The organism is Janthinobacterium paucivorans (assembly GCF_051380805.1).
Lineage (GTDB): Bacteria > Pseudomonadota > Gammaproteobacteria > Burkholderiales > Burkholderiaceae_D > Janthinobacterium > Janthinobacterium lividum_D.
Genome location: NZ_JBNYXR010000001.1, coordinates 144159 through 167356, shown reverse-complemented (window position 1 = coordinate 167356; position 23198 = coordinate 144159). Strand labels below are relative to the sequence as shown.

Below are 23198 nucleotides of genomic sequence, written 5' to 3'. Positions count from 1 at the left end.
GGCATTACCTTTCATGGCTGACAAGATTATCTACCTTGCCGAGGCCCGCAATGCGGCTTTGGTGATCCCCGCAGTGCTGGAAAGTCCCAGCGGCAACGTGGCCGATAGCCTGGGCAGGCCCCTGCACGACCTGCGCATCTCGATTACCGACCGCTGCAATTTCCGTTGCGTGTATTGCATGCCGAAGGACGTATTCGACAAGGACCACGTCTATTTGCCGCACACCGATTTGCTGTCGTTCGAGGAAATCACGCGCATCGCGCGCCTGTTTGTGGCGCACGGCGTGGAAAAAATCCGCCTGACGGGCGGAGAACCGCTGCTGCGCAAGAATATCGAAAGGCTCATCGCCATGCTGGCCGAACTGCGCACGCCATCGGGCCAGCCGCTGGACCTGACCCTGACGACCAACGGCTCCTTGCTGGCAAGAAAGGCGCAGGCGCTCAAAGATGCAGGCCTGAACCGCGTCACCGTGTCGCTCGATTCGCTCGACGACGCCACCTTCAAGCGCATGAACGACGTCGATTTCGCCGTGGCCGATGTGCTGCAAGGCATCGATGCAGCACATGCGGCGGGCCTGGGGCCGATCAAGATCAACATGGTCGTCAAGGCCGGCATGAACGAGCAAGAAATCGTGCCGATGGCACGCCATTTCAAGGGCACGCCCTACATCTTGCGCTTCATCGAATACATGGACGTGGGCGCCTCAAATGGCTGGAACTTGCAGGAAGTCATCCCATCGGCGGACGTCGTGCGGCGCATCGCCGCGCACCTGCCCTTGCTGCCCATCAACCCCAACTACACGGGCGAGACGGCGGCGCGCTGGCGCTATGCCGATGGCAGCGGCGAAATCGGCCTCATTTCCAGCGTCACGCAAGCGTTCTGCGCCGACTGCAGCCGCGCCCGCCTCTCGACCGAGGGCAAGCTGTACACCTGCTTGTTCGCCAGCAGCGGCCACGATTTGCGCAGCCTGCTGCGCGGCGGCCGCAGTGACGCAGAAATCTCGTCGGCAGTAGCGCAGTTGTGGCGCGGTCGCGCTGACCGCTATTCGCAATTGCGCACCAGCCAGACGGATTTGACGGGCGGTACGCTTGAGGATGGCAAAAAGAAAGTAGAAATGTCGTATATCGGCGGCTGAATCAGGCGCGGCGCAGGCCCGCCGCTGCTACCATGGCGCATGCACCCATTTTTCTACCTGACATGATCAACAAACAAGACATTACCGGCCTGATCCTGGCCGGCGGCCTCGGCACGCGCATGGGCCAGCGCGACAAGGGCATGCTGCCTTTGCACGGCCAGCCACTGGTGCGCCATGTGCTGCAGCGCCTGTCTGCGCAAGTGGGCCAGCTGGCCATCAGTGTCCACGCGCATGGCGGCGACTATGCGCGCTTCGGCCTGCCGGTCTGGCCGGACGTGCTGCCGGGCCAATTGGGTCCGCTAGCGGGCTTGCACAGCGGCATGCGGCACGCCAGCACGCCTTACCTGCTGTGCGTACCGTGCGACTCGCCGCTGCTGCCGCCCGACCTGGCAGCGCGCCTGGCCGCTGGCTTGACGCAGAACAATGCCGACCTGGCCATCGCTGTCACCGAGGAAGTCGACGCGGCGACGGGATCGCCTGTGCGCCGTGCGCATCCCGTCTTTTGCCTGGTGAAAACATCCGCCCTGTCCCAACTGGACGCCTACCTGGCCGCCGGCGAACGGCGCATGCGCAGCTGGCACGGCGACTTGAAACTGGCCGAGGTACTGTTCGAAAATAGTGGTGCGTTCGGCAACATCAACACCCCGGACCAGCTGGCCGCCCTGCAGGCGCAGGGCCTGTCCGTGCCGATGGCGCAAGCTATCCTGGGGGACGCCGTCGGCCCCGTGGCAGAGATCGAAACATTGGCGCTGCAGCAAGCGTTAGCGCGTATTTTGGCGGCCGACATCATCTCGCCCATCAGCGTGCCCGCGCATGACAATTCCGCCATGGATGGCTATGCGCTGCACGGGGCCGACCTGGGCGGCAGCGTGCCACTGACCCTGACCGTGGTCGATACCATCCTGGCCGGGCGCCCCGGCACGGTCAACGTCGGGCGCGGCCAATGCGCGCGCATCATGACGGGCGCTGTCATGCCGGACGGCTGCGACAGCGTGGTGCCGCAGGAACTGGTGCGGCAGGCCAGTGCAAGCAGCATTACGCTGGCACCTGACTGCATCCGCCCCGGCGACAACCGCCGTTTTAAGGGTGAAGACTTGATGCAAGGCCAACCGGCCCTGCTGCAAGGCAAGCGATTGGGGCCGGCCGAACTGGGGCTGCTGGCCTCGCTGGGCATCGCCACGGTGCCCGTGCGGCGCCGCGTGCGCGTGGCCGTCTTTTCCACGGGCGACGAATTGCGCGCGATCGGCGAGCAACTCGATGCCGCTTGCATTTACGACAGCAACCGCTACACCTTGTTGGGCATGCTGACGCGTCTGGGCTGCGAGGTGCTCGACATGGGCATCGTCAAGGACCAGCCACAAGCGCTGGAAGCGGCCCTGCGCAGCGCCTGCGCCAAAGCTGACGTCATCATCACCTCGGGTGGCGTCTCCAGCGGTGCGGCCGATTTTACGCGCGAGATCCTGGCGCGCCTCGGCGACGTGGCCTTTTGGCAGATCAACATGCGCCCGGGCCGCCCGATGGCCTTTGGGCAGATTTCCAGCCAGGGCGAGACGGCCTTGCTGCTGGGGTTGCCCGGCAACCCGGTGGCCGTGATGGCGGCGTTTTATTTCCTCGCCCGCCCGACCTTGCTGCGCCTGATGGGCGCCGATGCGGACACTGCCACCCTGCCGCTGCTGCAAGTGGCGGCGCAAGCACCGATACGCAAGAAGCCGGGCCGCACGGAATACCAGCGCGGCATCGTCGAGCGGGGCGCGGACGGGCGCCAGCACGTGCGCGTGACGGGGGCGCAAGGCTCCGGCATCCTGCGTTCGATGACGCAAGCCAATTGCATGATCGTGCTAGATGAAGCGCAAGGCCAGGTGGCGGCCGGCGACCTGGTCGATATCGTGCTGTTCCATGGCCTGACCTGATGCGGCAGCACCGGCCAGGCTGCTGGCAGGACTGGCGTTGCGGGTCTGCCGCGCGCGAAAAATCGCTGCCGACAAGCATGGCGCCTGAGGCGTAGCGAGCCAGGTGCGCACTTGTTACTATGCTGCATTCCAGACAAGGACCGCCATGCCCGACATCGACATCCGTTTGACACGTCTGATTGCACTGCGCGAAGAAGGCCAGCATGCGGATGCGCTCGTGCTTTTACAACAGCTATTTGCGGAAGCGGAACAGACCATTACTGCGGCCCGCACAGGCTACTTCATGCTCATGCTGGAATGGAAATTCTTGGCCGAGCTGCATGCACCCGCGCAACTTGCTCTGAGGGTCGAGCGTGACGAGCAAATACGGCGACTACGCGCAGATGCACCTTTTCAGCGACGCGATGACGGCGGCGCGCCGCAGACAGCCGACAGGTTCTGGCGCACATCGCGCTTTTCGCTGATCGTCGAGATGAATGAGACACTCGATGATGCCCGTTCCACCGCCGCCCTGTTCGCCCAGCTGGACGCCAGCGCCCCCGAACTGGCGCGCCAGAACGCTGGGCTAGCCTTGCCAGCCGTCGTCGAGGCGGGCAATTTCGCGCTGGCGGAGCGTTATCTGACGGCGCCGCTCGCCCATCTCGGCATGCTCAATACCCTCGCTGCCAGCGAGCCCCTGTTTCCTGCCGCGGGCGCTGCACCGCGCCTGGCAGCGGAGTTGACGAATCTTGTGAAAGACGTGCGGATCGCCGCTGCCGTACTGCGCGGCCAGGACCAAGCCGCCAAGGCCGACGCGCTGTGCGCCGACTTGCTCGCTGGCCTGGCGAATGACGCCATGCGCGCGCTGGCGCAGCGCGAACTCGATGCGCCAGGCAGCATCATCACTGCCATCGTCAAACACCGGATGGACCAGGACCAGCAGGAACAGTCCACCTAGCCGCTCGCTGCGGCAAGCCAGCTAGCGCTATTCACCGTCCGCCTCGGCGCTCCCCAGCAGCAAGGCGGCCGCTTCGCCCGGCAAGGCTTCCACGGATTTTAATTTGCGCGCCATCTGCCGGCTGCGCACTTCCGCGCTTTCGATATTCTTCGCCGCCTTTTCCAGCGTCAGCCGGGTTTGCGACAGCACGTCGCCGAACTTGCCGAACTCGGTCTTGACGGCGCCCAGCACTTGCCACACTTCGGACGAACGCTTTTCCAGCGCCAGGGTGCGAAAACCCATCTGCAGGCTATTGAGCAAAGCCGTCAGGGTCGATGGCCCGGCGATGCTGACGCGGTGCACGCGCTGCAATTCGTCGGCCAATCCTGGCCGGCGCAGCACTTCCGCATACAAGCCTTCCGTGGGCAGGAAGAGGATGGCAAAGTCGGTGGTCTGTGGCGGCGCCAGGTATTTCTCGGCGATGGTTTTCGCTTCGCCGCGCACGGCACGTTCGAGCTCGCGTCCGGCCAGGGCCACGCCGTCGGCATCGGCCCGCTCGGCCGCGTCGACCAAGCGCTCGTACTGTTCCTTGGGAAATTTCGCGTCGATAGGCATCCACACGGGCGGACCGCCATCTACCATGCCCGGCAACTTCAGGGCAAATTCCACACGCGCGCCGCTACCGGGCAGCGTTTCCACGTTCTTGGCGTACTGGTCGACAGTAAGTACCTGCTCAAGCAGCATTTCCAGCTGCACTTCGCCCCACGTTCCGCGCGTCTTGACGTTGGTGAGTACCCGCTTCAAGTCGCCCACGCCCAGCGCCAGCTGCTGCATTTCACCGAGGCCCTGGTGGACTTTTTCCAGCCGCTCCGACACTTGCTGGAACGAGGCCGAAAGGCGCGTCTCGAGCGTCGCATGGAGTTTTTCATCGACCGTCTTGCGCATCTCTTCCAGGCGCGCACCATTGTCAGCCTGCAAGTCACGGATCTTGCTTTCCAGCGTGGCGCGCACTTCCAGCATGCGCTGCGCATTCGACTCCGTGAGCTGGGCCAGGGTTTGATTCGTGCTGTCGGCGAAGCGCGCCAGGCTCTGCGCCTGCTCTTCGCGCCCGACTTTCCCCTGCGCCTGCATCTGCATGCGCAGGCTGTCGAGCTGTTGCAGGGTTGCCGCCTGGAATTGCGCCAGGCCAGCGGCCAGGTCTTGCCGCGTCGCCTGCGCCGACGCCTGCAGTTGCAGCCGCACTTCGCGCTCAACGCGGTCGATGCGCTCCAGGCTTTGCTGCTGGTGTTGCTGCACCAGCGCCAGCGTAGTGGCGCCATCGCCGCCAGCGCCGCGCGGACGCAGCAGCAGCAAGATCAGCAACACGATGACGACGGCGGCGCTGCCCAGCAGGCTGTAAAACTCGATAGGGCTCATGGGTGTCAGTCCGGCTTGTTGCGCATCCAGTCGGCTGTCTGATAGAACGATTCCATCAGGCGCACGCGCAAGGACTCTTCGATGCCCGTGTCTTCCATGGCCCAGGCCATGGCGCGCAGCCACTGGTCGCGCTCGCTGGTGCCGATGGCGTAGGGCAAGTGACGCGCACGCAGGCGCGGGTGGCCGAATTTCTCGATATACAAATCCGGGCCGCCCATCCAGCCCGTGAGGAAGAAATACAACTTGTCACGCGAGCCGTCCGTGGAAGGCGGATGCATCACGCGGATGCCGGCGAACTCGGGTTCAAGTTCCATCAGATCATAAAAACGGTCGACCATGTCGCGCAGCACGGGGGCGCCGCCGATGGTCTCGTACAGGGTGGGGGCAGTGGTATCAGTCATGCCCGCCATGATAGCGCAAGCGCCGCTTCCCCACGCGCAGTGCGCTGACAATGCTACACGAGTGCCAGCTTGCGCAGGCGCCGCGTCGACGGCCAGTGGTCCACGCCCACTTCGGCGCGCACCGCCGCGCAGGCCGCCAGCAGCCGGGCGATGCCCGCCTCGTCGAGTCCTGCATTGAGGGTCAGCCGCACGAGGGCACGATTCTTTGCCGTTGCCGGGGCACAAAACATGGCGCCGTAAATGCCATGCCGCTCGAGCGCCTGGCGCAGCGCCAGGGTGGCCGGTTCGCCGCCCGCTTCCAGCGCCACGATCTGCTCGCTGCCGTCGCCGACGTTGTAGCCGAGTGCGCTCAAGCCCTCGCGCACCTGCACCGTGTGACGCCGCAAAATGGCGCGGCGCGCATCGGCGGCCATGATGAAATCGAGCGCCGCGTCCAGCCATGCCAACTCGTGGGCCAGCAGGCAGGAGCTGAAGATGGCGGGACGCGATTCGGACAAAAAATATCCCTTGAAGCGGCTCGAACAACTGATGAAACCGGCGCGCCCCGCAAAGGCCTTGGCCAGTGACGCCGTGCGGAAATGCACGCGATGACCCAGGTCCCAGGCTTGCACCAGGCCTGCGCCTTGCGGGCCATGCGTGCCCAGCGAGTGAGACTCGTCAACCACCACCACGCAATCGCTGCGCTCGGCGATGTCGAGCAGTTCCAGCAGCGGCGCCAGGCTGCCGTTAGTACTGTACAAGGCATCGACGACGATCACGCCGCGGCCATGTTTTTCCACTTGCCGCCGCAGGTGCGCCATGTCGTTGTGCAAGAAGGCGACGGCGCGGGCCTGCGCCGACAGCACGCCTTCCCACAGAGAAGCGTGGGCCTGCATGTCCAGGTAGACGGGGATGCCGGGGCCAGCGATACACTGCAGCAAGCCAATATTGGCCGCCATGCCGGACTGCGCCAGGATGCCGTCTTCGCAGCCCATGAAGCGGGCCAGACGGCTTTCCAGCCGGTGCTGCTTACTGCCTTCCTGCAAGTACACGGCCGACATCAGCATGCCGCCCGCGTGCGCCCGCAGGCAAGCCACCTGGGCCGCCACCAGCGCCGGCTCGGCGGCGATGGAAAGATAGTCATTACCGGCCAGAAAAATGGCATGCGCTGGTATCGCTTGCCATGCATGCGGATGCTGGCCGCCCAGTAGTTTTTCAATGCGCCCGATGTGATGCGCATCCATGCGCCGCCCGATGTAGTCGGGCAGGCAGTGTTCGGCGCGGGCGAAGGATGGGGCGTGCAAGCTAGTGGCGAGGGTCATGGGCTTTCTCCTAGGGACGGTTTGCTGCAAAACTCAAGCCTTCACCGTGTCGCCATCCCCCCCATTGACGTATATCAATGTCGGGCAAAATAAGCGTACAAGCCAAAAGAATTGCGCGATGATAATGTTCTGACAATGATCAAGGCAGCGTCATGACGCAACAATGGCAAACAGGATGGACACACTGGCGCAGGCGCCTGCTCCATGCGCTGCTCCATGAACGCCTGCCGCACGAAAACCTGGCTTGCCGCGTCGCCATGCTGGCCGCCGTGGGCACGCTGGCGATGCCGCTGTACTACCTGCTATGGCAATTTTTTTTCCCGCAATCCTATGAAAACCTGACCTTGCGCCTGACGGGCGTGGCCATCTGCGTGGCAGGCCTGTTTGCGCGCCGCTTCTCGGTGCGCTGGCTGTCGCGCTACCTGCTGTTCGCGCTCAGCTACATCCTGCCCTTCTTCTTCACCTTTATGTTTTTGATGAACCATGCCTCGTACATCTGGAGCCAATCGCTGCTGATCGGCCTGGTGGTGCTGTTTCATTTCGAAACGGGACTGGCCTGCCGCGCCTACCTGATCGGCACGGGCGCCGCCTGCCTGGCCGTTATCTTGCAAGGGGAAGGCGCCTACCTGCTGCAGCGTGAAGTGCTGCAGCAATTGCCCTTGCACTGGTTCACCATCACCGCCTTGTGTGTGGTGAAAGTGGGCCGCAAGGTGCTGGAACGGGAACGGCTGGCGGGCATGGCGGCCGGGCTCGGTTCCGTGGCGCACGAGTTGCGCACGCCGCTGACCAGCGTGGAAGCGAATGTGCGGGGCATGCGCCGGCTGCTACCGCAGCTCGCTGGCCAGGCGGACGACATGGCGCCGCTGCAAGATGCCATGTCGCGTATCCAGTTCGAAGTGCGCCACATGCAGCACATGATCGATTTGTTCCTGATGAGCGCCAGTGCCGTGAACCGCAACTTGCAACCTCGCCAGTCGCTCTCGATGCTGGCGATGGTGGACACCGTGCTCAAGCGCTACCCATTTACCGGCAAGCTACAGCGTGCCAGCGTCACGCTGGACGTGCGCGCCGACTTCCAGTTTGCGGGACAGGACGAGCTGTGCGTGGTGATCTTGCTGAACCTGCTGAGAAATGCGCTGAAGGCCATCCAGCGGGCCGGCAAGGGCCGCGTGCGCATCATCATCGACGGCGCCCGCCCTGTGCCCAGGCTGCTGTTCATCGACACCGGCTGCGGCATCGCGAAGAACCGCCTGCCGCTGATCTTCGAGCGATTTTATTCCTATCCCGTGCATAACGGCATCGGCATCGGCCTCGCCCTGTGCCGGCAGATCGTCAGCGCCTGGCAGGCGCGCATCGGCTGCGTCTCGCGCGAGCATGCGTATGCAATTTTCATCCTGGAATTTCCCCAGCCCGTGCCTGCCCGCTTCCACCCCTCTTCTGTCGCACCCTCTTCTCCCGCAAGGTGACGCATGCTACTGCCCGTCTACACCCATCCGACCCTGACCGTCTTGATCGACGACAGCGATTCCTTCCTGAAAAGCCTGGCATTCCAGCTCGATCCTGGCCTGGCGCGCAAGACTTTCCACGACACCAGCAGCGCGCTGGACTGGCTGCGCCACAGCACGCAATTGGGCGAGACGCCACTGCACGTCAATTTCGACACGCAAAACCTGCCGCCCGACCAGTGCAACGTGGCGCTCGATCTCGATAGCATCTGGCGCATCAGCGGCCAGGCGCAGCGCTTCGCCGTGCCCTCGGTGCTGGTGATCGATTACTCGATGCCGCAGATGAATGGCCTGGAATTTTGCCAGGCCGTGCACGACCTGCCTTGCAAGAAGATCTTATTTACGGGGGCGGCCGATGAAAAAGTGGCCGTGACAGCCTTCAACCGGGGCTTGATCGACCGCTACATCAAGAAGAGCGACGACGATGCGCTCGATATCCTGGAACAGGAAGTGCATGCGCTGCAGCGCGCGTTTTTCCTGCAGCAATCGGACACCGTGCGCGACTTGCTATTGCTACACGACTATGCTTTCCTGCAAGACGAAGCCATCGCCGCCGTCGTGGACGCGCTATGCCAGCGCCATGGCTTCGTCGAGTTTTACATCTTCCCCAATCCCAGCGGCATCCTGTTCTTTACGCGCGATGGCCACGCCAGGCTGATGATCATCGAGACCGAGCGCAGCCTGCACACGCAGTACGAAATGGCGCGCGACAGCGACGCACCGGCGTCCTTGCTGCTGGCCCTGCTGGAAATGCGCGTGATCCCTTACTTTTCGGACGCCGACAGCGACGGCATGTATGCGGCGCACATCGGTGAAAACTGGTTCCGCTACTGCGCCGCGCCCACCATCTGCCTGGGCCGCGTGAGGTATTTCTGGGCCCTGTTCGACGTGCCGCCGCACCAGTTGCGGCAGCCGGTCGTGTCTTTCGCGCAATTTTTACGCGCACAGGCGGGCGACAGCGTGAGCGCCTAGCTTTCCCGCAGCGTTTGCAGCGGCGGATGTTTCAAGACATTGCGCAAGCCCAGCCAGCCGCCGGCGATGGCGCACAGGGCGCCGGCCAGCAAGCCGAAAACCCACACGCCCGGGGCAAAGCTCCAGGCGAACTTGAACTGGTAGGTGGCCAGGGCCCAGCCCATGGTCGCTGCGCCTGTGGCCGCCAGCAAGCCGGCCAGCGCGCCCACCAGCGAAAACTCGATCAGCTGCGCCTGCGCCAGTTGACGCCGCGTGGCCCCCAGCGCGCGCAGCAGCCCCGCTTCACGCGTGCGCTCGTCTTGCGAACCCATCAGCGCTGCATACAGCACCAGCAAGCCCGAGGCCAGGGTGAAGGCGAACAGGAATTCGACCGCCGTCACCACTTGGTCGAGCACGCCCTGGATCTGTTTCAGCACGCCGCCCACGTCGACCAGCGTCAGGTTCGGGTAGGCGCGCAGCAAGGCATTGCCGAGGTCCGGCTGCGCGGACGCGGACGCGGGCGCGGTAGGCAAGTGGAAGGCCGTGATCCACGTCTGCGGCGTGTCCGCCATGGCGGCCGGGTTGATGATGACAAAGAAATTGACGCGCATCGAGCCCCATTCCAGCTTGCGCAAGCTGGTGATCGTCGCCTCCACCGGCTGGCCGGCGATATCGAAGCGCAGCTTGTCGCCAAGCTTGAGCTTGAGCGTCTTGGCGATGCCCTCTTCCACCGACGCCTCAGCCGGCGCGCCAGGCGCATTGCTGAACCACTTGCCGGCCACGAGCTTGTTTTCTTCCTGCATGGTGGCCATCGTCGAGAGATTAAATTCGCGCTCGGCCAAGCCCTTGGCACGGTCATCCTGGTAAGTTTCTTGCGTGATGGCGTTGCCATTCACGGCCACCAGGCGCCCGCGTATCATCGGATATAACGGTGCATTGCTCACCCCGGCCTGGACCAGCCGCGCGGCGATCGGGTCTTTTTGTTCGGGCAAGATATTGATCATGAAACGGTTCGGCGCATCGGGTGGCGTGGCGTTGCGCCAGGCCAGCATCAAGTCGCCGCGCACCACCGTCAGCAGCAGCAAGGCCATCAGGCCCAGCGCCAGCGACACCACCTGGATGACGGTGGCACCGGGACGGCGCTGCAAGGACGTGACGGCGAAGCGCCAGCCCTGATGGTTGAAAGCGCCGCGCAGCGATTTCAGCGCTTTGAGGCCCAGCCAGCCAGCCAGGCCGAACAGGGCAAAGCCGCCCAGGAAGCCGGCCGCCGTCAACAGTGCCAGTTTCACGTCGCCCGCCTGCCACAAGAGTAGCAAGACGAAGGCGGCAATACCGAGGCCGTAGGTGGCCAGGGCCAGCGCCTGAGGCGGCTCTTGCTCGCGGCGGATCACCCTGTTATGCGGCACATTGCGCAACTGTAAAATCGGCGGCAGCGCAAAGCCCAGCAGCAATAACATGCCGGTGGCCACGCCCTGCAGGGCCGGCAGCAGGGAGACGGGCGGCAAATCGCTCTGTACCAGTTTGCCCAGCAACTCCAGCAGCACCAAATGGCCGCCGAAGCCGACGGCCACGCCCACCGCGCTGCCGGCCAGGCCGACGAGCAAAAATTCGATCACATACATGGCTGTAACCTGGTTCTGCGTCAAGCCCAGGCAGCGCAGCATGGCGCAGGCATCGAGGTGGCGCAGCATGAAGCGGCGCGCCGCCATCGCCACGGCGACAGCCGCCAGCATGGCCGATAACAGGCCGACCAGGGACAGGAAGCGGTCGGCGCGGTCGAGGGTCGATTGCATCTGCGGGCTGCCCGATTCGAGCGACTCGATGCGCACGCCCTTGATGGCCTGCGTCTTGATCTGGCCTTCCAGCCACACCTGATATTGCGCCAGCTCGGCCGCCTTGGCTGGCGGCGCCGACAGCAGCAGGCGGTACGACACGCGCGAGCCGTTCTGCACCAGTGCCGTAGCGGCAAGATCGCTCAAGGACAACATCACGCGCGGGGCAAAGTTCAAGAACGAAGCGCCCCGGTCCGGCTCGCTGGCGATCAGTTGCGTGACGGTAAATGCCTTGTCGCCCAAGGTCAAGGTGTCGCCCAACTTGGCGTTCAGGCCGGACAGCATCGCCGCGTCGACCCACAGGGTGCCGGGCGCCGGCACCAGGCTGGTCGGCTGGCCCACGGCATCGTGCGCTTCACTGCTGCTGGTGGTGATTTTCAGCTTGCCGCGCTGCGGGTAGCCGGGCGAGACGGCCTTGATGGAGGCCAGCTGCGAGGTCGACTGTTCGCCCTCGCCTGCCTGCGCCATGCTGGGGAAGGTCACCGTATCGGCCAAAGTAAAACCGCGCTTGAGCGCTTCGGCGCGCCAGGCCGCATTGACGGGCTGGTCGGCGCTGATGACCAGATCGGCCCCCAGCAACTGATGCGCGTCGCGGTTCAGGCCGGCGCGCAAACGGTCGACAAAGAAGCCCACGGCCGAGAGAGCAGCCACGGCCACGATCAGGGCGACGAGCAAGAAACGCAGTTGCCCGGCGCGCCAGTCACGGCCGGTCATTTTCAGGGAGAGGCGGAGCATGGGCGGCGGGTCTTTATGCAAAGTATCGGTTATTGCGCTGCGCCGTGGGCGGCGGCATGCCGTGCAAAATACGCATCGACTGTCGCGAGGAAAGCGTCTTTTTGCGCCTGCGGCAGGAAGGCGGCGATGAAACCGTTGCGCGCCAGGCGCTGCGCGTGCGACAGGCCGAGTGGCAAGGCGTCGAAAATGGCGTCGAAATTGTCATTCATATAGCCGCCGAAATACGCAGGATCGTCCGAGTTCACCGTCACCAGCAAGCCAGCGTCGAGCAATTGCACCAGGTTATGCTCATGCATCTGGTCAAACACGCGCAGCTTGGTGTTCGACAATGGGCAGACGGTGAGCGCGATTTGTTCGCGCGCCAGGCGGGCCGTCAGTTCCGCGTCTTCCAGGCAGCGCACGCCATGGTCGATGCGCTCGACTTTCAAGTCGTCGAGTGCCGTGCGGATGTAGGCTGGCGGACCTTCCTCCCCCGCGTGGGCAACCAAGTGCAAGCCCAGTTCGCGGCAACGGGCAAACACGCGCGAGAATTTCTCGGGCGGGTTGCCCACTTCCGAGGAGTCGAGGCCGATGCCGATGAATTTGTCGCGGTGCGGCAAGGCGTCTGCCAGGGTGACGAATGCTTCTTCCTCGCTCAGGTGGCGCAGGAAGCACAGGATCAGGGCCGCGCTGACGGGGCTGTCCTGGCAGGCACGGTAAATACCATTGACCACATCGGCCATCGGCACGCCGCGCGCCGTGTGCGTTTGCGGGTCGAAGAAAATTTCCGTGTGCAACACGTTATCGGCTTCTGCGCGGCGCAGGTAGGCTTGCGTCATGTCATAGAAATCCTGCTCTTTCAAGAGCACGCTTGCGCCAGCGTAATAAATGTCGAGAAATGACTGCAAATCCGTAAAAGCATAGGCGCTGCGCAAGTGCTCTACCGATTCATAGCCGAGTGGCACGCCATTGCGCTCGGCCAGTGCGAAAATCAGTTCTGGCTCCAGCGAGCCTTCGATATGGATATGCAGTTCGGCCTTCGGCATGCCGCGCACGAGCGCACGCAATTGGGGGTTCATCATGGGTGTTCCTTGTAAGGTGGCGATAAAAGTGCTGGCTCGCGCACGCGCACACGCGTTAGGCGGAGCCATCAGACATGCGAGCATCTTAGCGCAAGATGGCCGGCCGCACCGACGCCCGGCCAACATGACGGCGCTGACAGCAGCGTCATGGCCGGCACCGGCACGCACTGGAAAATTGTCGTATGATGATCTTGGAGGAATAAAAAATCGCATTCAAAACGATGCGAAGTCTAGCAATTTTCTCAATTAAATCAATAATTTACAAACAAGTATTACGAAATTACTGACATATCTTTTGACTTCCTGATCCTTTAGAGCAATAATTAATTTCATCGCTTACAGCTAGGTGCAAGCAGCGCTATCAAGAGTAAAAAAAAGCCGGCTGGCCACGTCAGCGCAAGGCAGCAAGCGCCAGTTTTTTGGTCCGGGCAATCCGGACTCGCAAAGACAGCCGGGCTTGAAACAAGAATAAAAATCGGCACGCGGTATAGCAAAAGTTCAGGCGGCAAGCCCAGGCGAATGCCAGGCGGGTGGCCATGGTGACTGGCAGTTCAGGTTTACATTAAAGGACATTGACATGACCATTTTTGATAACTATGCAGCACGCTACGAGCGCACCCGCGAAGAGGAAATGTCGCTCACCGAATACCTGGCCCTGTGCAAGAAGGACAAGCTGACGTATGCCAGCGCGCCCGAACGCATGCTGGCCGCCATCGGCGAGCCGCAACTGGTCGACACGCGCAACGACACGCGCTTGTCGCGCATCTTCGCCAACAAGGTCATCAAGATCTATCCCGCCTTCCGCGAGTTCTACGGCACCGAGGAAGTCATCGAGCAAGTCGTCGCGTATTTCCGCCATGCGGCGCAAGGCCTGGAAGAACGCAAACAGATCCTGTATCTGCTGGGGCCGGTCGGCGGCGGCAAGTCGTCCATCGCGGAAAAACTCAAGTCGCTGATGGAGCACGTGCCCTTCTATTGCCTGAAAGGTTCGCCCGTCAACGAATCACCGCTGGGCCTGTTCAACGAGGAAGAGGACGGCACCATCCTGGAAGAGGATTACGGCATCGCGCGCCGCTACCTGCGCAACATCCCCAGTCCGTGGGCCGTCAAGCGCCTGCATGAATACAATGGTGATATCAACCAGTTTCGCGTCGTCAAGCGCTACCCTTCCGTACTGAAACAGATCGCCATCTCGAAAACGGAGCCGGGCGACGAAAACAACCAGGATATTTCCTCGCTGGTGGGCAAGGTCGATATCCGCAAACTGGAAGACTACGCCCAGGACGACCCGGACGCCTACAGTTACTCGGGCGGCCTGTGCCTGGCCAACCAGGGCCTGATGGAATTTGTGGAAATGTTCAAGGCTCCCATCAAGGTACTGCATCCGCTGCTGACGGCCACGCAGGAAGGCAATTACAAGGGCACCGAGGGTTTCGGCGCGATTCCATTTGACGGCATCATCCTGGCCCACTCGAACGAGTCGGAATGGAAAGCGTTTAAAAACAACCGCAACAACGAGGCGTTTCTTGACCGTATCTATATAGTCAAGGTGCCGTACTGCCTGCGCGTGACCGATGAAATCAAGATCTACGACAAGCTGGTGGCCAATTCCTCGCTCGTCAAGGCACCGTGTGCACCCGGCACCTTGCGCATGATGGCGCAGTTCGCCATCCTGTCGCGCCTGAAAGATCCGGAAAACTCCAGCATTTTTTCGAAGATGCTCGTCTACGATGGCGAAAACCTCAAGGATACGGATCCGAAGGCCAAGTCCATGCATGAATACGTCGACTATGCGGGCGTAGACGAAGGCATGAACGGCCTGTCGACGCGCTTTGCCTTCAAGATCCTGTCGAAAGTGTTCAACTTTGACAATTCCGAAGTGGCCGCCAATCCCGTGCACTTATTATATGTACTGGAACAGCAAGTCGAGCGCGAGCAGTTCGCGCCGGAACTCGAACAGCGCTACTTCTCGTATATTAAAGAGCACCTGGCGCAACGCTACGTGGAATTCATCGGCAAGGAGATCCAGACGGCTTACCTGGAAAGCTATTCGGAATACGGCCAAAACATTTTCGACCGTTACGTGACGTTTGCCGACTTCTGGATACAGGATCAGGAATACCGCGATCCGGACACCGGCGAGAGCTTCGACCGCGAATCGCTGAACAATGAACTCGAGAAGATCGAAAAGCCGGCCGGCATTTCCAATCCGAAGGACTTCCGCAATGAAATCGTCAATTTCGGCCTGCGCGCGCGGGCCTCGAACGGCGGCAAGAATCCGGCCTGGACCAGTTATGAAAAATTCCGCACCGTGATCGAAAAGAAAATGTTCTCGAATACGGAGGAATTGCTGCCGGTGATTTCCTTCAATGCCAAGGCCAGCGCCGACGATGCCAACAAGCACGCCGACTTCGTGGCCCGCATGGTGGAAAAAGGCTACACGGCCAAACAGGTACGCCTGTTATGCGAATGGTACTTGCGCGTACGCAAGTCATCGTAGCGCGGACAGCGGAGGCGCGCTCCCGCCCGGTGACTGGCGGGACGCGCAAGACGAGAGGCAAGGAGGCACGCTTTGACATACCTCATCGACAGGCGCTTGCAAAGCAAGAATAAATCCGCCGTCAACCGCGAGCGTTTCCTGCGGCGTTACAAGGGCCAGATCAAGGATGCCGTGGGACGCGCCATCAAGGGGCGCTCGATCACGGACGTCGAGAATGGCGAGAAGGTCAGCATCCCCGTCAAGGACGTGGGCGAACCATCGTTTGGCCACGCGCATGGCGGCGTATGGGAAGTGGTCAATCCTGGCAACAAGGAATACCTGAAGGGCGACCAGATCACCCGGCCCAAAGGCGGCGGTGGCGGTGGTCGCGGCAAGGCGGGCAATAGCGAAGAGAAGACGGAAGACGACTTCATCTTTGAATTGTCGCGCGAAGAATTCATGAATTACTTCTTCGAAGACTTGGAATTGCCGCATATGGTGAAAACCCAGCTGACGGCCACCACGGAATTCAAAAACCAGCGCGCCGGCTACAATATGTCGGGTACGCCATCGAATATCCATGTGCTGCGTTCCCTGCGCGGTGCGCTGGGGCGGCGCATCGCCGTCGGCGGTGGCGCCCGCAAACAGCTGGCGCAGGCCGAAGAAGACCTGGCCGGGCTGCTGCACGAAGGCTTGCCCGACAGCGACCCGCTGCTAGTCGAGCTGCGCCGCCTGATCCAGCACCTGCATACGCGCTTGCTGGCGATCCCCTTCATCGACCCGTTCGACTTGCGCTACAGCAACCGCGTCAAGGTGCCCAAACCGATGACGCAAGCCGTCATGTTTTGCATCATGGATGTCTCGGGCTCCATGGACGAGTCGCGCAAGGACACGGCCAAGCGCTTCTTCATCCTCTTATATCTATTTCTCAAGCGCGCCTACGACAAGATCGAGGTCGTCTTCATCCGCCACCATACGGCGGCGGCGGAAGTGGACGAGCATGAATTCTTCAATTCGCGCGAGTCGGGTGGCACCGTGGTGTCTTCCGCCCTGCATTTGCTCAATACCATCATCGACGAGCGCTATGGCGCGGGCCAATGGAATAGCTACGTGGCACAGGCGTCCGACGGCGACAACTGGGACAACGATTCCGTGCTGTGCCGCCAGTTGCTGATCAATACCATCATGCCCAAGGTGCAGTACTACACTTATGTCGAAATTACCGACGGTCCGCAGCAAAACCTGTGGGAGCAATATGCGGGCGTGCTCGAGCATCACGCCCATTTCGCCATGCAAAAGATCGTCACGCCGGCCGATATCTACCCGGTCTTCCGCGAACTGTTCAAGAAACAGGTGAAATGATGAGTGCAGCCTTTGATCGCGCCAGCAACACCCCGGGCGAACCGCAGATGCGCCTGCGCCACCCGAACGCCCTGCCTGAACAATCGGAATGGACGTTCGAACTGATCGAGCAAATCCACGAGGAAATCCGCCGCGTGGCCAAGCAGTTTGGCCTGGACACCTATCCGAACCAGCTGGAAATCATCACGGCCGAGCAAATGATGGATGCCTATACCTCGGTCGGCATGCCCGTCTCCTACAACCACTGGTCGTTCGGCAAGCATTTTCTTTCCACAGAGAAAAGCTACAAGCGCGGCCAGATGGGCCTGGCCTACGAGATCGTCATCAATTCGAACCCGTGCATCGCCTATTTAATGGAGGAAAACAGCCTGACCATGCAATCGCTGGTGATCGCGCATGCGGCGTATGGCCACAACTCCTTCTTTAAAGGCAACTATCTGTTCCGTGCCTGGACCGATGCGGACGCCATCATCGACTATATGGTGTTTGCCAAGAATTACATCGCCGAATGCGAGCAGCGCCATGGCGTCGATGCGGTGGAATTGCTGCTCGACTCGTGCCACGCTATCCAAAACTATGGCGTGGACCGCTACAAGCGCCCGGCGAAACTGTCGATGGCAAAGGAATATGCGCGCCAGAAAGAGCGTGAAGCCTATGTGCAGTCGCAGATCAACCAGCTGTGGCGCACCCTGCCCCGGCGCGAGGAGGACGAGGACGACGAAGACCAGCGCAAGGCTGCCGCCCGCTTTCCACCCGAACCCGAGGAAAACCTGCTGTACTTTATAGAGAAGTACGCGCCGCTGCTGGAGCCATGGCAGCGCGAGATGGTGCGCATCGTGCGCAAGATTTCCCAGTATTTCTATCCGCAGCGGCAAACCCAGGTGATGAACGAGGGCTGGGCCACCTTCTGGCACTACACGATATTGAATCAGTTATATGACGAAGGCGTGGTGGGCGACGGCTTCATGATGGAGTTTTTGAAAAGCCATACCAACGTGGTCTACCAGCCGCCCATCGACAGCCCGTATTACAGCGGCATCAACCCGTATGCGCTGGGTTTTGCCATGATGAGCGACATTCGCCGGATCTGCGAGCATCCGACCGACGAAGACCGCGCCTGGTTCCCCGACATTGCCGGCAGCGACTGGCGCAAGAGCCTGGACTTTGCCATGCGTAATTTCAAGGATGAAAGTTTCATCGCCCAGTATTTGTCGCCGCGGCTGATCCGCGAATTCCATTTCTTTGCCGTCCTCGACGATGACAAGAATGAAAAACTGGCCGTTTCCGCCATCCATAACGATGCCGGCTACCGCTACGTGCGCCAGCAGCTGGCCGAGCAATACAACCTTGGCAACCGCGAGCCCAATATCCAGGTCTGGAGCGTCAATACACGCGACGACCGCGCCTTGACCTTGCGCCACACGCAATTCCAGCGCCGCCCGCTGAACCAGCAGGCCGCTGAAGTACTCAAGCACGTGGCGCGGCTGTGGGGCTTCGATGTCCACCTCGATACGGTCGATCCACAGGGCGCCGTCATGGGCACCCTGAATTGCCGGCGCGAGAAGCGCAACCGACGCGACGATGGACCGGCTCGGCCATAAATGATCCTATTGACAAGCATTTTAGCAAGCACATAAGATTATCCTATGCCTGCATAGGAATTGCGTATGGCCTGGCGACGTCGAAACGGTCGCCAGAGCGTCTTTTTTGACCTCGGTAAAGTTACTTTCGCACCCGATTGGTGCGCAGGCAAGAGGAAGTGGTCTGGTTCCATAGAAAAATAATTCCTAAAAGAAATATTCCCCTCCAAATTTAGCGGTTTCGATATTGAATAACGCGAAATATAATTTCGCGATATTGCCACATCGAAGAACTTAGCAATGGTCACCCAAAACACCCCTGGAAAACAAATAGGACCGCCTTTTTTTATGTCCGAAAGCGTGCAAAGATGACATAAGCAAGTACGTTTCCGGGGCGCAAAAGCGGCAAAAATTTAACCGGTTTTAGGCGTTAAAAATCTGTGTAAAATAAAGAATTCGTATGTATAATTCGGCGACGTCCCGGATACGGCTGGAGCTTTGTGTCGTCATTTTGGGGTTCAGTTGCAAGACAAGAGATGGTATTTGGAGAAAGCAGGCATGAATTTTTCGAACGAGAAAAGTCCCAAGAACTACACAGGCATCACTGTCGTTGTCCTGCTGCACGTTCTCGCGGCTTACGGGATAGCGACGGGCTTGGGCAAGCGCTTGGTGACCAAAATGATGGAACCGGTTGAAACCAAGATTATCGAGGAAGTCAAACCGCCTCCACCGAAGGATCTTCCACCGCCACCACCGCCGCCCGAAATGAAAGCGCCACCGCCGCCATTCATTCCGCCGGTCGAGGTGAACGTGCAGCAGCCGCCACCACAGCAGAACGTGATTGCAAACGCGACTGCCGTGAAGCCGGCCACGAATGTATTGACGCCGCCATCACCGCCTGCACAGCCTGCGCCAACTCCTGGACCAGCCAAATCGGTGCGTACGCCGGCCGTGGTTGACTTCAGCGTCTGCGAAAAACCGGCTTATCCAAAGTCGTCGCAGCGCAATGAGGAAACCGGTGTCGTGACACTGTCGTTCCTGATCGGTGTAGACGGCAAGGTCGCTGATTCGAAGATCGTGAAGTCCAGCGGCTTCAGAGACTTGGACAAAGCCGCAGTGCAAGGTATCAGCCGCTGTACATTCAAGCCGGCAACAGTTGACGGCAAGCCGGAACAAGGCTGGCAGCAAATGCAATACGTTTGGTCGCTGGATTAAAACCCGAGACAGTTATCCCCTGTTTCACACTATGATTTCGTTGTCATTACGTTCAGCGATCTGTTATTTTTAATTTTGGAGGAAGCATGTTTAAGAATACCCGTTTGTCCGCATTTTTTGCCGCGGTTCTGTTGTCCGTTACCGCTACTACCGCACTGGTAGCAGCTCCGGCATTCGCTGACGCGCCGGCATCGGCTGCCGCTTCGGCACCTGCGGCAGACGCTGCAGCAGCACCAGCACCAGTTGCCGCAGATGCAGCCGCTCCAGCAGCTGATGCAGCCGCTCCAGCGAAAACCGAAGAAGTGCACAACCCGTTCGGCCTGTCCGCAGTCTGGGACGGCGGCTTCGTGCCACGCGCCACCTTGATCATCCTGTCCATCATGTCGATCGGCAGCTGGTACATCATCATCACCAAGCTGCTCGATCAAATGAAGATCTTCAAGCAAGCTAAAGAAGCCGCTTCCAAATTCTGGAAAGCACCTTCGATCGCTGCTGGTTCGGCTACGTTGACCGAAGGCTCGCCATTCCGCTTCATCGCTGAATCGGGCACCAAGGCAACCGCACACCATGACGGCGCCCTGCTGGAACAAATCGATCTGTCGACCTGGGTGACGATGTCGATCCAGCGCGCTTCGGACAAAGTCCAATCGCGTCTGCAAGATGGCCTGTCGTTCCTGGCAACCGTTGGTTCGACCGCACCGTTTATCGGTCTGTTCGGTACCGTTTGGGGTATTTACGGCGCGCTGACCGCTATCGGCATGACCGGTAACGCATCGATCGACAAAGTGGCAGGTCCAGTTGGTGAAGCACTGATCATGACCGCTTTCGGTCTGCTGGTCGCTGTTCCTGCCGTTCTGGGTTACAACTGGCTGGTTCGTCGTAACAAATCCGCAATGGAAGACATCCGCTCGTTCAGCGCCGACGTTCACTCGGTTCTGGTTTCCGGCGTCATGTCGACCAGCGAAGCCGGCCGTGCCGCCGGCGCTAAAAAGATCGGATAAGAATCATGTCGATGTCCGTCGGCTCCGACAACGGAGATGAAGATCAAGTAATGTCAGAAATCAACACGACGCCGCTCGTCGACATCATGTTGGTTTTGCTGATCATTTTCTTGATTACGAGTCCGGTTGTCCTCAAGCTGCAGAAAATCGATCTGCCGATTGAGACCAATCAAGCCCTGCAAACCAAGCCAGAGAACGTTAACATCGTTGTTAACAAGGATGGCGAGATCTACCTGGGCCAGACCAGACTGAAAGACACGAACGAATTGTTCGACTATCTTAAAGTTGAAGCAGTGAAAGTACCGCAGCCGGAAGTACACGTTCGTGGCGACCAAGAAACACGCTACGAATCGATCGGCCGGGTTATTTACACGACCCAACGTGCCGGGATCCAGAAGGTCGGCTTCATCACCGAACCACCTGACAAGGGCTGATAGCGGCCGGCAGCGGCGTCCCGGCAACATCGGGGTGCCGCTGCCGGAAGCTGACCGGGCGGCAGTTTCGCCCGGTGCTTCGTTGGACTTCTTAAAGGAAACACTATGAGTATGAATGTCGGTTCTGGAAGCGCAGCAGGCGCGGATCCGGAACCAATGATGGAACTGAACATGACGCCCCTCATCGACGTGATGCTGGTGCTGATTATCATGTTGATCATCACGATTCCTAAGCAAAACCACTCGGTGAACTTGAACATGCCGGTCGGCACCCCGCCGCCACCGACAACCGAACCAGTGGTCGTCACGATCGATGTCGATTTTGACGGTACGGTCTTGTGGGATAACCAGGTCGTTCCTGACCGCGCTACGCTGGAAGCCAAGCTGAGCAACGTTGCTGCGCAAGCAGACCAGCCGGAAGTGCATCTGCGTCCGAACAAGCTGGTGGAATACAAAGTCGTCGCCGGTGTGATGGCGTCGGCGCAGCGTCTGGGCGTGACCAAAATCGGTCTGGTCGGCAACGAGCAATTCCAGTAAGCTGCAGCAATCAGGTTCTCTTTACATCCGAATAGGCAGGCCTTCCTGCCTATTCGCTTTTTACTGAAAGACTTTCTCATGTCCAAGTTTCGTCTCGCTCATCTCGGCCTCGTCATGGCCGCTATCGGTTTTACCGCAGCAACTCCCGTAATCGGCTTGGGCTCGCTGGCATACGCCGCGGACACCGTGCGTGCCGAAGTGGGCAAGCCATTGCAAGAAGCGCAAAAACTCGCTAGCAGCGGCAAAAACAAGGAAGCGCTGGCCAAGCTGCGCGAAGCTGACAGCGTCGGCGGCAAGACCGCCTTTGAAAGCTACCAGATCGAGCGCGTGCGCGCCTCGGCCGCTGCTGCTGCCGGCGATAATGGCACCGCCATCAAGGCTTTCGAAGCCGTCATCAATTCCGGCCGCCTGAGCGCCGCCGAAGCGCCCAAATTCACGCAAGCACTGGCCGGCATGTACTACCGCGCCAAGGACTGGCCCAACACCATCACCTGGATCAAGCGCTCGCTGAAAGACCGCGACGATGCGCAGATGCGCGAACTGCTGATCCAGACCTACTACGTGAGCGGCAACTACGCCGAAGCGGCCAAGGAACTGCAAGCACGCGGCGGCAACTCGGAAGCGAACCTGCAAATGCTGGCCAACATCCAGTTGAAGCAAAACGACAAGGCTGGCTATGTTGCCACCCTGGAAAAACTGGCCGGCAGCTATCCAAAGACCAGCTACTGGGCTGACCTGCTGAACCGCGTCTCGGGCAAGCCTGGCTTCTCGCAGCGCCTGGGCCTCGATGTCCAGCGTCTGCGCCTGGCCAACGGCCTGTTCTCCAAGCCGTCCGAATACATGGAAATCAGCCAGTTGGCCTTGCAGGCAGGCAATCCTGGCGAAGCGTTGAGCATCATCGAGCAGGGCTACAAAAAAGGCGTGCTGGGCACCGGCACCGATGCCGCCCGTCACCAGCGCCTGAAAGACCTGGCCCTGAAAACCCAGGCTGACCTGAAAGCCAGCGCCGCCAAGTCGGAAGCGGAATACGTCAAGAACAAGGACGCCGACAGCTTGAGCAAGCTGGGCTTTGCCCTGGTCTACGATGGCCAAGCAGAAAAGGGCTTGGGCCTGATGAATGACGCCGTAAAAATGGGCAGCGCCAAGTACGCCGAAGAAGCCAAGCTGCATCTGGGCATCGCCTACATCCACGCCGGCAAGAAGTCCAATGCAACGACGGCACTCAAAGCCGTCAAGGGCACGGATGGCGCAGCTGACCTGGCCCGTTACTGGACCTTGATGAACAAGTAATTGACATCGAACCCAAGCCAATGCGCGTCGCACTTTGCAGTCTGTGATGCTCACCGGCTCGCTGCGCTTGGCTTCGACGTTGAGAGTGCATTGAATCAATACCAAAGCGTTGCCAGTACACTTGCTGGCAACGCTTT

The 23198-nt window shown here is 60.6% G+C and carries 18 protein-coding genes; 13 read left to right on the top strand and 5 right to left on the bottom strand.

Going from position 1 to position 23198, the window contains the following annotated elements; translation table 11 throughout:
* The first annotated feature begins 13 nt into the window (after window positions 1–13).
* The 3 genes from moaA to ACQ4V8_RS00715 all read left to right on the top strand — a co-directional run bounded on the left by moaA (window position 14) and on the right by ACQ4V8_RS00715 (window position 3982).
* Window positions 14–1135, top strand: a complete 1122-nt coding sequence (gene moaA, locus ACQ4V8_RS00725; protein ID WP_010400833.1) for a GTP 3',8-cyclase MoaA — start codon at window positions 14–16, stop codon at window positions 1133–1135.
* 62 nt (window positions 1136–1197) lie between these two features.
* Window positions 1198–3045, top strand: coding sequence for a molybdopterin molybdotransferase MoeA (gene moeA / locus ACQ4V8_RS00720; protein WP_029496610.1), 1848 nt, complete (start codon window positions 1198–1200; stop codon window positions 3043–3045).
* A 145-nt stretch (window positions 3046–3190) separates the two neighbouring features.
* The gene (locus tag ACQ4V8_RS00715; protein ID WP_010400835.1) at window positions 3191–3982 is read left to right on the top strand and encodes a hypothetical protein; all 792 of its coding nucleotides are present in this window, start codon (window positions 3191–3193) and stop codon (window positions 3980–3982) included.
* Between the two features lie 27 nt (window positions 3983–4009).
* Here ACQ4V8_RS00715 and ACQ4V8_RS00710 read toward each other — a convergent pair whose 3' ends face one another.
* Genes ACQ4V8_RS00710 through cqsA form a run of 3 tightly spaced genes read right to left on the bottom strand, consistent with a single transcriptional unit; the run spans window position 4010 to window position 7079 of the window.
* Window positions 4010–5377 (bottom strand): DNA recombination protein RmuC, encoded by a 1368-nt coding sequence (locus ACQ4V8_RS00710; protein ID WP_010400837.1) that lies wholly within the window; start codon window positions 5375–5377, stop codon window positions 4010–4012.
* Window positions 5378–5382: 5 nt separating this feature from the next.
* Complete coding sequence (locus tag ACQ4V8_RS00705) at window positions 5383–5778, bottom strand: group II truncated hemoglobin (RefSeq protein WP_010400839.1); 396 nt, start codon at window positions 5776–5778, stop codon at window positions 5383–5385.
* Window positions 5779–5831: 53 nt separating this feature from the next.
* Window positions 5832–7079, bottom strand: a complete 1248-nt coding sequence (gene cqsA, locus ACQ4V8_RS00700) for an alpha-hydroxyketone-type quorum-sensing autoinducer synthase (RefSeq protein WP_436570735.1) — start codon at window positions 7077–7079, stop codon at window positions 5832–5834.
* A gap of 152 nt (window positions 7080–7231) precedes the next feature.
* Here cqsA and ACQ4V8_RS00695 point away from each other — a divergent pair, with 152 nt between their 5' ends.
* Both ACQ4V8_RS00695 and ACQ4V8_RS00690 read left to right on the top strand, forming a co-directional pair.
* Window positions 7232–8545, top strand: a complete 1314-nt coding sequence (locus tag ACQ4V8_RS00695; protein ID WP_010400841.1) for a sensor histidine kinase — start codon at window positions 7232–7234, stop codon at window positions 8543–8545.
* A gap of 3 nt (window positions 8546–8548) precedes the next feature.
* Complete coding sequence (locus ACQ4V8_RS00690) at window positions 8549–9556, top strand: response regulator (RefSeq protein WP_010400844.1); 1008 nt, start codon at window positions 8549–8551, stop codon at window positions 9554–9556.
* Here ACQ4V8_RS00690 and ACQ4V8_RS00685 read toward each other — a convergent pair.
* Window positions 9553–12102 carry an ABC transporter permease gene (locus ACQ4V8_RS00685; RefSeq protein WP_436570734.1) on the bottom strand — a complete coding sequence of 850 codons (2550 nt, stop codon included), beginning with the start codon at window positions 12100–12102 and terminating at the stop codon, window positions 9553–9555. The two genes, ACQ4V8_RS00690 and ACQ4V8_RS00685, sit on opposite strands and share 4 nt — an antisense overlap.
* A 29-nt stretch (window positions 12103–12131) precedes the next feature.
* Complete coding sequence (locus tag ACQ4V8_RS00680; protein ID WP_029496611.1) at window positions 12132–13163, bottom strand: adenosine deaminase; 1032 nt, start codon at window positions 13161–13163, stop codon at window positions 12132–12134.
* Window positions 13164–13740: 577 nt separating this feature from the next.
* Between ACQ4V8_RS00680 and ACQ4V8_RS00675 the strand changes: the two genes are divergently transcribed.
* From ACQ4V8_RS00675 to ACQ4V8_RS00640, 8 genes are all read left to right on the top strand, one after another.
* The gene (locus tag ACQ4V8_RS00675; protein ID WP_070346404.1) at window positions 13741–15663 is read left to right on the top strand and encodes a PrkA family serine protein kinase; all 1923 of its coding nucleotides are present in this window, start codon (window positions 13741–13743) and stop codon (window positions 15661–15663) included.
* A 72-nt stretch (window positions 15664–15735) separates the two neighbouring features.
* Complete coding sequence (locus ACQ4V8_RS00670) at window positions 15736–17004, top strand: YeaH/YhbH family protein (RefSeq protein WP_010400850.1); 1269 nt, start codon at window positions 15736–15738, stop codon at window positions 17002–17004.
* Window positions 17004–18605: a SpoVR family protein gene (locus ACQ4V8_RS00665; RefSeq protein ID WP_436570862.1), complete on the top strand. Its 1602-nt coding sequence runs from the start codon at window positions 17004–17006 to the stop codon at window positions 18603–18605. Before ACQ4V8_RS00670 ends, ACQ4V8_RS00665 begins: the two co-directional genes overlap by 1 nt.
* Before the next feature lie 537 nt (window positions 18606–19142).
* A complete protein-coding gene (locus ACQ4V8_RS00660) occupies window positions 19143–19799 on the top strand; it encodes an energy transducer TonB (protein ID WP_010400854.1) in 657 nt (218 codons plus the stop codon).
* 86 nt (window positions 19800–19885) lie between these two features.
* Window positions 19886–20800, top strand: coding sequence for a MotA/TolQ/ExbB proton channel family protein (locus ACQ4V8_RS00655; RefSeq protein WP_082260986.1), 915 nt, complete (start codon window positions 19886–19888; stop codon window positions 20798–20800).
* Between the two features lie 5 nt (window positions 20801–20805).
* Window positions 20806–21234: an ExbD/TolR family protein gene (locus ACQ4V8_RS00650; RefSeq protein WP_010400857.1), complete on the top strand. Its 429-nt coding sequence runs from the start codon at window positions 20806–20808 to the stop codon at window positions 21232–21234.
* Window positions 21235–21339: 105 nt separating this feature from the next.
* Window positions 21340–21771 (top strand): ExbD/TolR family protein, encoded by a 432-nt coding sequence (locus tag ACQ4V8_RS00645; protein ID WP_029496612.1) that lies wholly within the window; start codon window positions 21340–21342, stop codon window positions 21769–21771.
* 78 nt (window positions 21772–21849) lie between these two features.
* Complete coding sequence (locus ACQ4V8_RS00640; protein ID WP_010400862.1) at window positions 21850–23061, top strand: tetratricopeptide repeat protein; 1212 nt, start codon at window positions 21850–21852, stop codon at window positions 23059–23061.
* Window positions 23062–23198 lie beyond the last annotated feature (137 nt).

Bases quoted from the DNA above. Each gene is read 5' to 3' on its own strand.
- ACQ4V8_RS00690 (WP_010400844.1), top strand. From the start codon at position 8,549: ATGCTACTGCCCGTCTACACCCATCCGACCCTGACCGTCTTGATCGAC.
- ACQ4V8_RS00710 (WP_010400837.1), bottom strand. From the start codon at position 5,377: ATGAGCCCTATCGAGTTTTACAGCCTGCTGGGCAGCGCCGCCGTCGTC.
- ACQ4V8_RS00650 (WP_010400857.1), top strand. From the start codon at position 20,806: ATGTCGATGTCCGTCGGCTCCGACAACGGAGATGAAGATCAAGTAATG.
- moaA (WP_010400833.1), top strand. From the start codon at position 14: ATGGCTGACAAGATTATCTACCTTGCCGAGGCCCGCAATGCGGCTTTG.
- cqsA (WP_436570735.1), bottom strand. From the start codon at position 7,079: ATGACCCTCGCCACTAGCTTGCACGCCCCATCCTTCGCCCGCGCCGAA.
- moeA (WP_029496610.1), top strand. From the start codon at position 1,198: ATGATCAACAAACAAGACATTACCGGCCTGATCCTGGCCGGCGGCCTC.
- ACQ4V8_RS00675 (WP_070346404.1), top strand. From the start codon at position 13,741: ATGACCATTTTTGATAACTATGCAGCACGCTACGAGCGCACCCGCGAA.
- ACQ4V8_RS00695 (WP_010400841.1), top strand. From the start codon at position 7,232: ATGACGCAACAATGGCAAACAGGATGGACACACTGGCGCAGGCGCCTG.
- ACQ4V8_RS00660 (WP_010400854.1), top strand. From the start codon at position 19,143: ATGAATTTTTCGAACGAGAAAAGTCCCAAGAACTACACAGGCATCACT.
- ACQ4V8_RS00705 (WP_010400839.1), bottom strand. From the start codon at position 5,778: ATGACTGATACCACTGCCCCCACCCTGTACGAGACCATCGGCGGCGCC.
- ACQ4V8_RS00715 (WP_010400835.1), top strand. From the start codon at position 3,191: ATGCCCGACATCGACATCCGTTTGACACGTCTGATTGCACTGCGCGAA.
- ACQ4V8_RS00680 (WP_029496611.1), bottom strand. From the start codon at position 13,163: ATGATGAACCCCCAATTGCGTGCGCTCGTGCGCGGCATGCCGAAGGCC.
- ACQ4V8_RS00640 (WP_010400862.1), top strand. From the start codon at position 21,850: ATGTCCAAGTTTCGTCTCGCTCATCTCGGCCTCGTCATGGCCGCTATC.
- ACQ4V8_RS00645 (WP_029496612.1), top strand. From the start codon at position 21,340: ATGAGTATGAATGTCGGTTCTGGAAGCGCAGCAGGCGCGGATCCGGAA.
- ACQ4V8_RS00685 (WP_436570734.1), bottom strand. From the start codon at position 12,102: ATGCTCCGCCTCTCCCTGAAAATGACCGGCCGTGACTGGCGCGCCGGG.
- ACQ4V8_RS00665 (WP_436570862.1), top strand. From the start codon at position 17,004: ATGAGTGCAGCCTTTGATCGCGCCAGCAACACCCCGGGCGAACCGCAG.
- ACQ4V8_RS00655 (WP_082260986.1), top strand. From the start codon at position 19,886: ATGTTTAAGAATACCCGTTTGTCCGCATTTTTTGCCGCGGTTCTGTTG.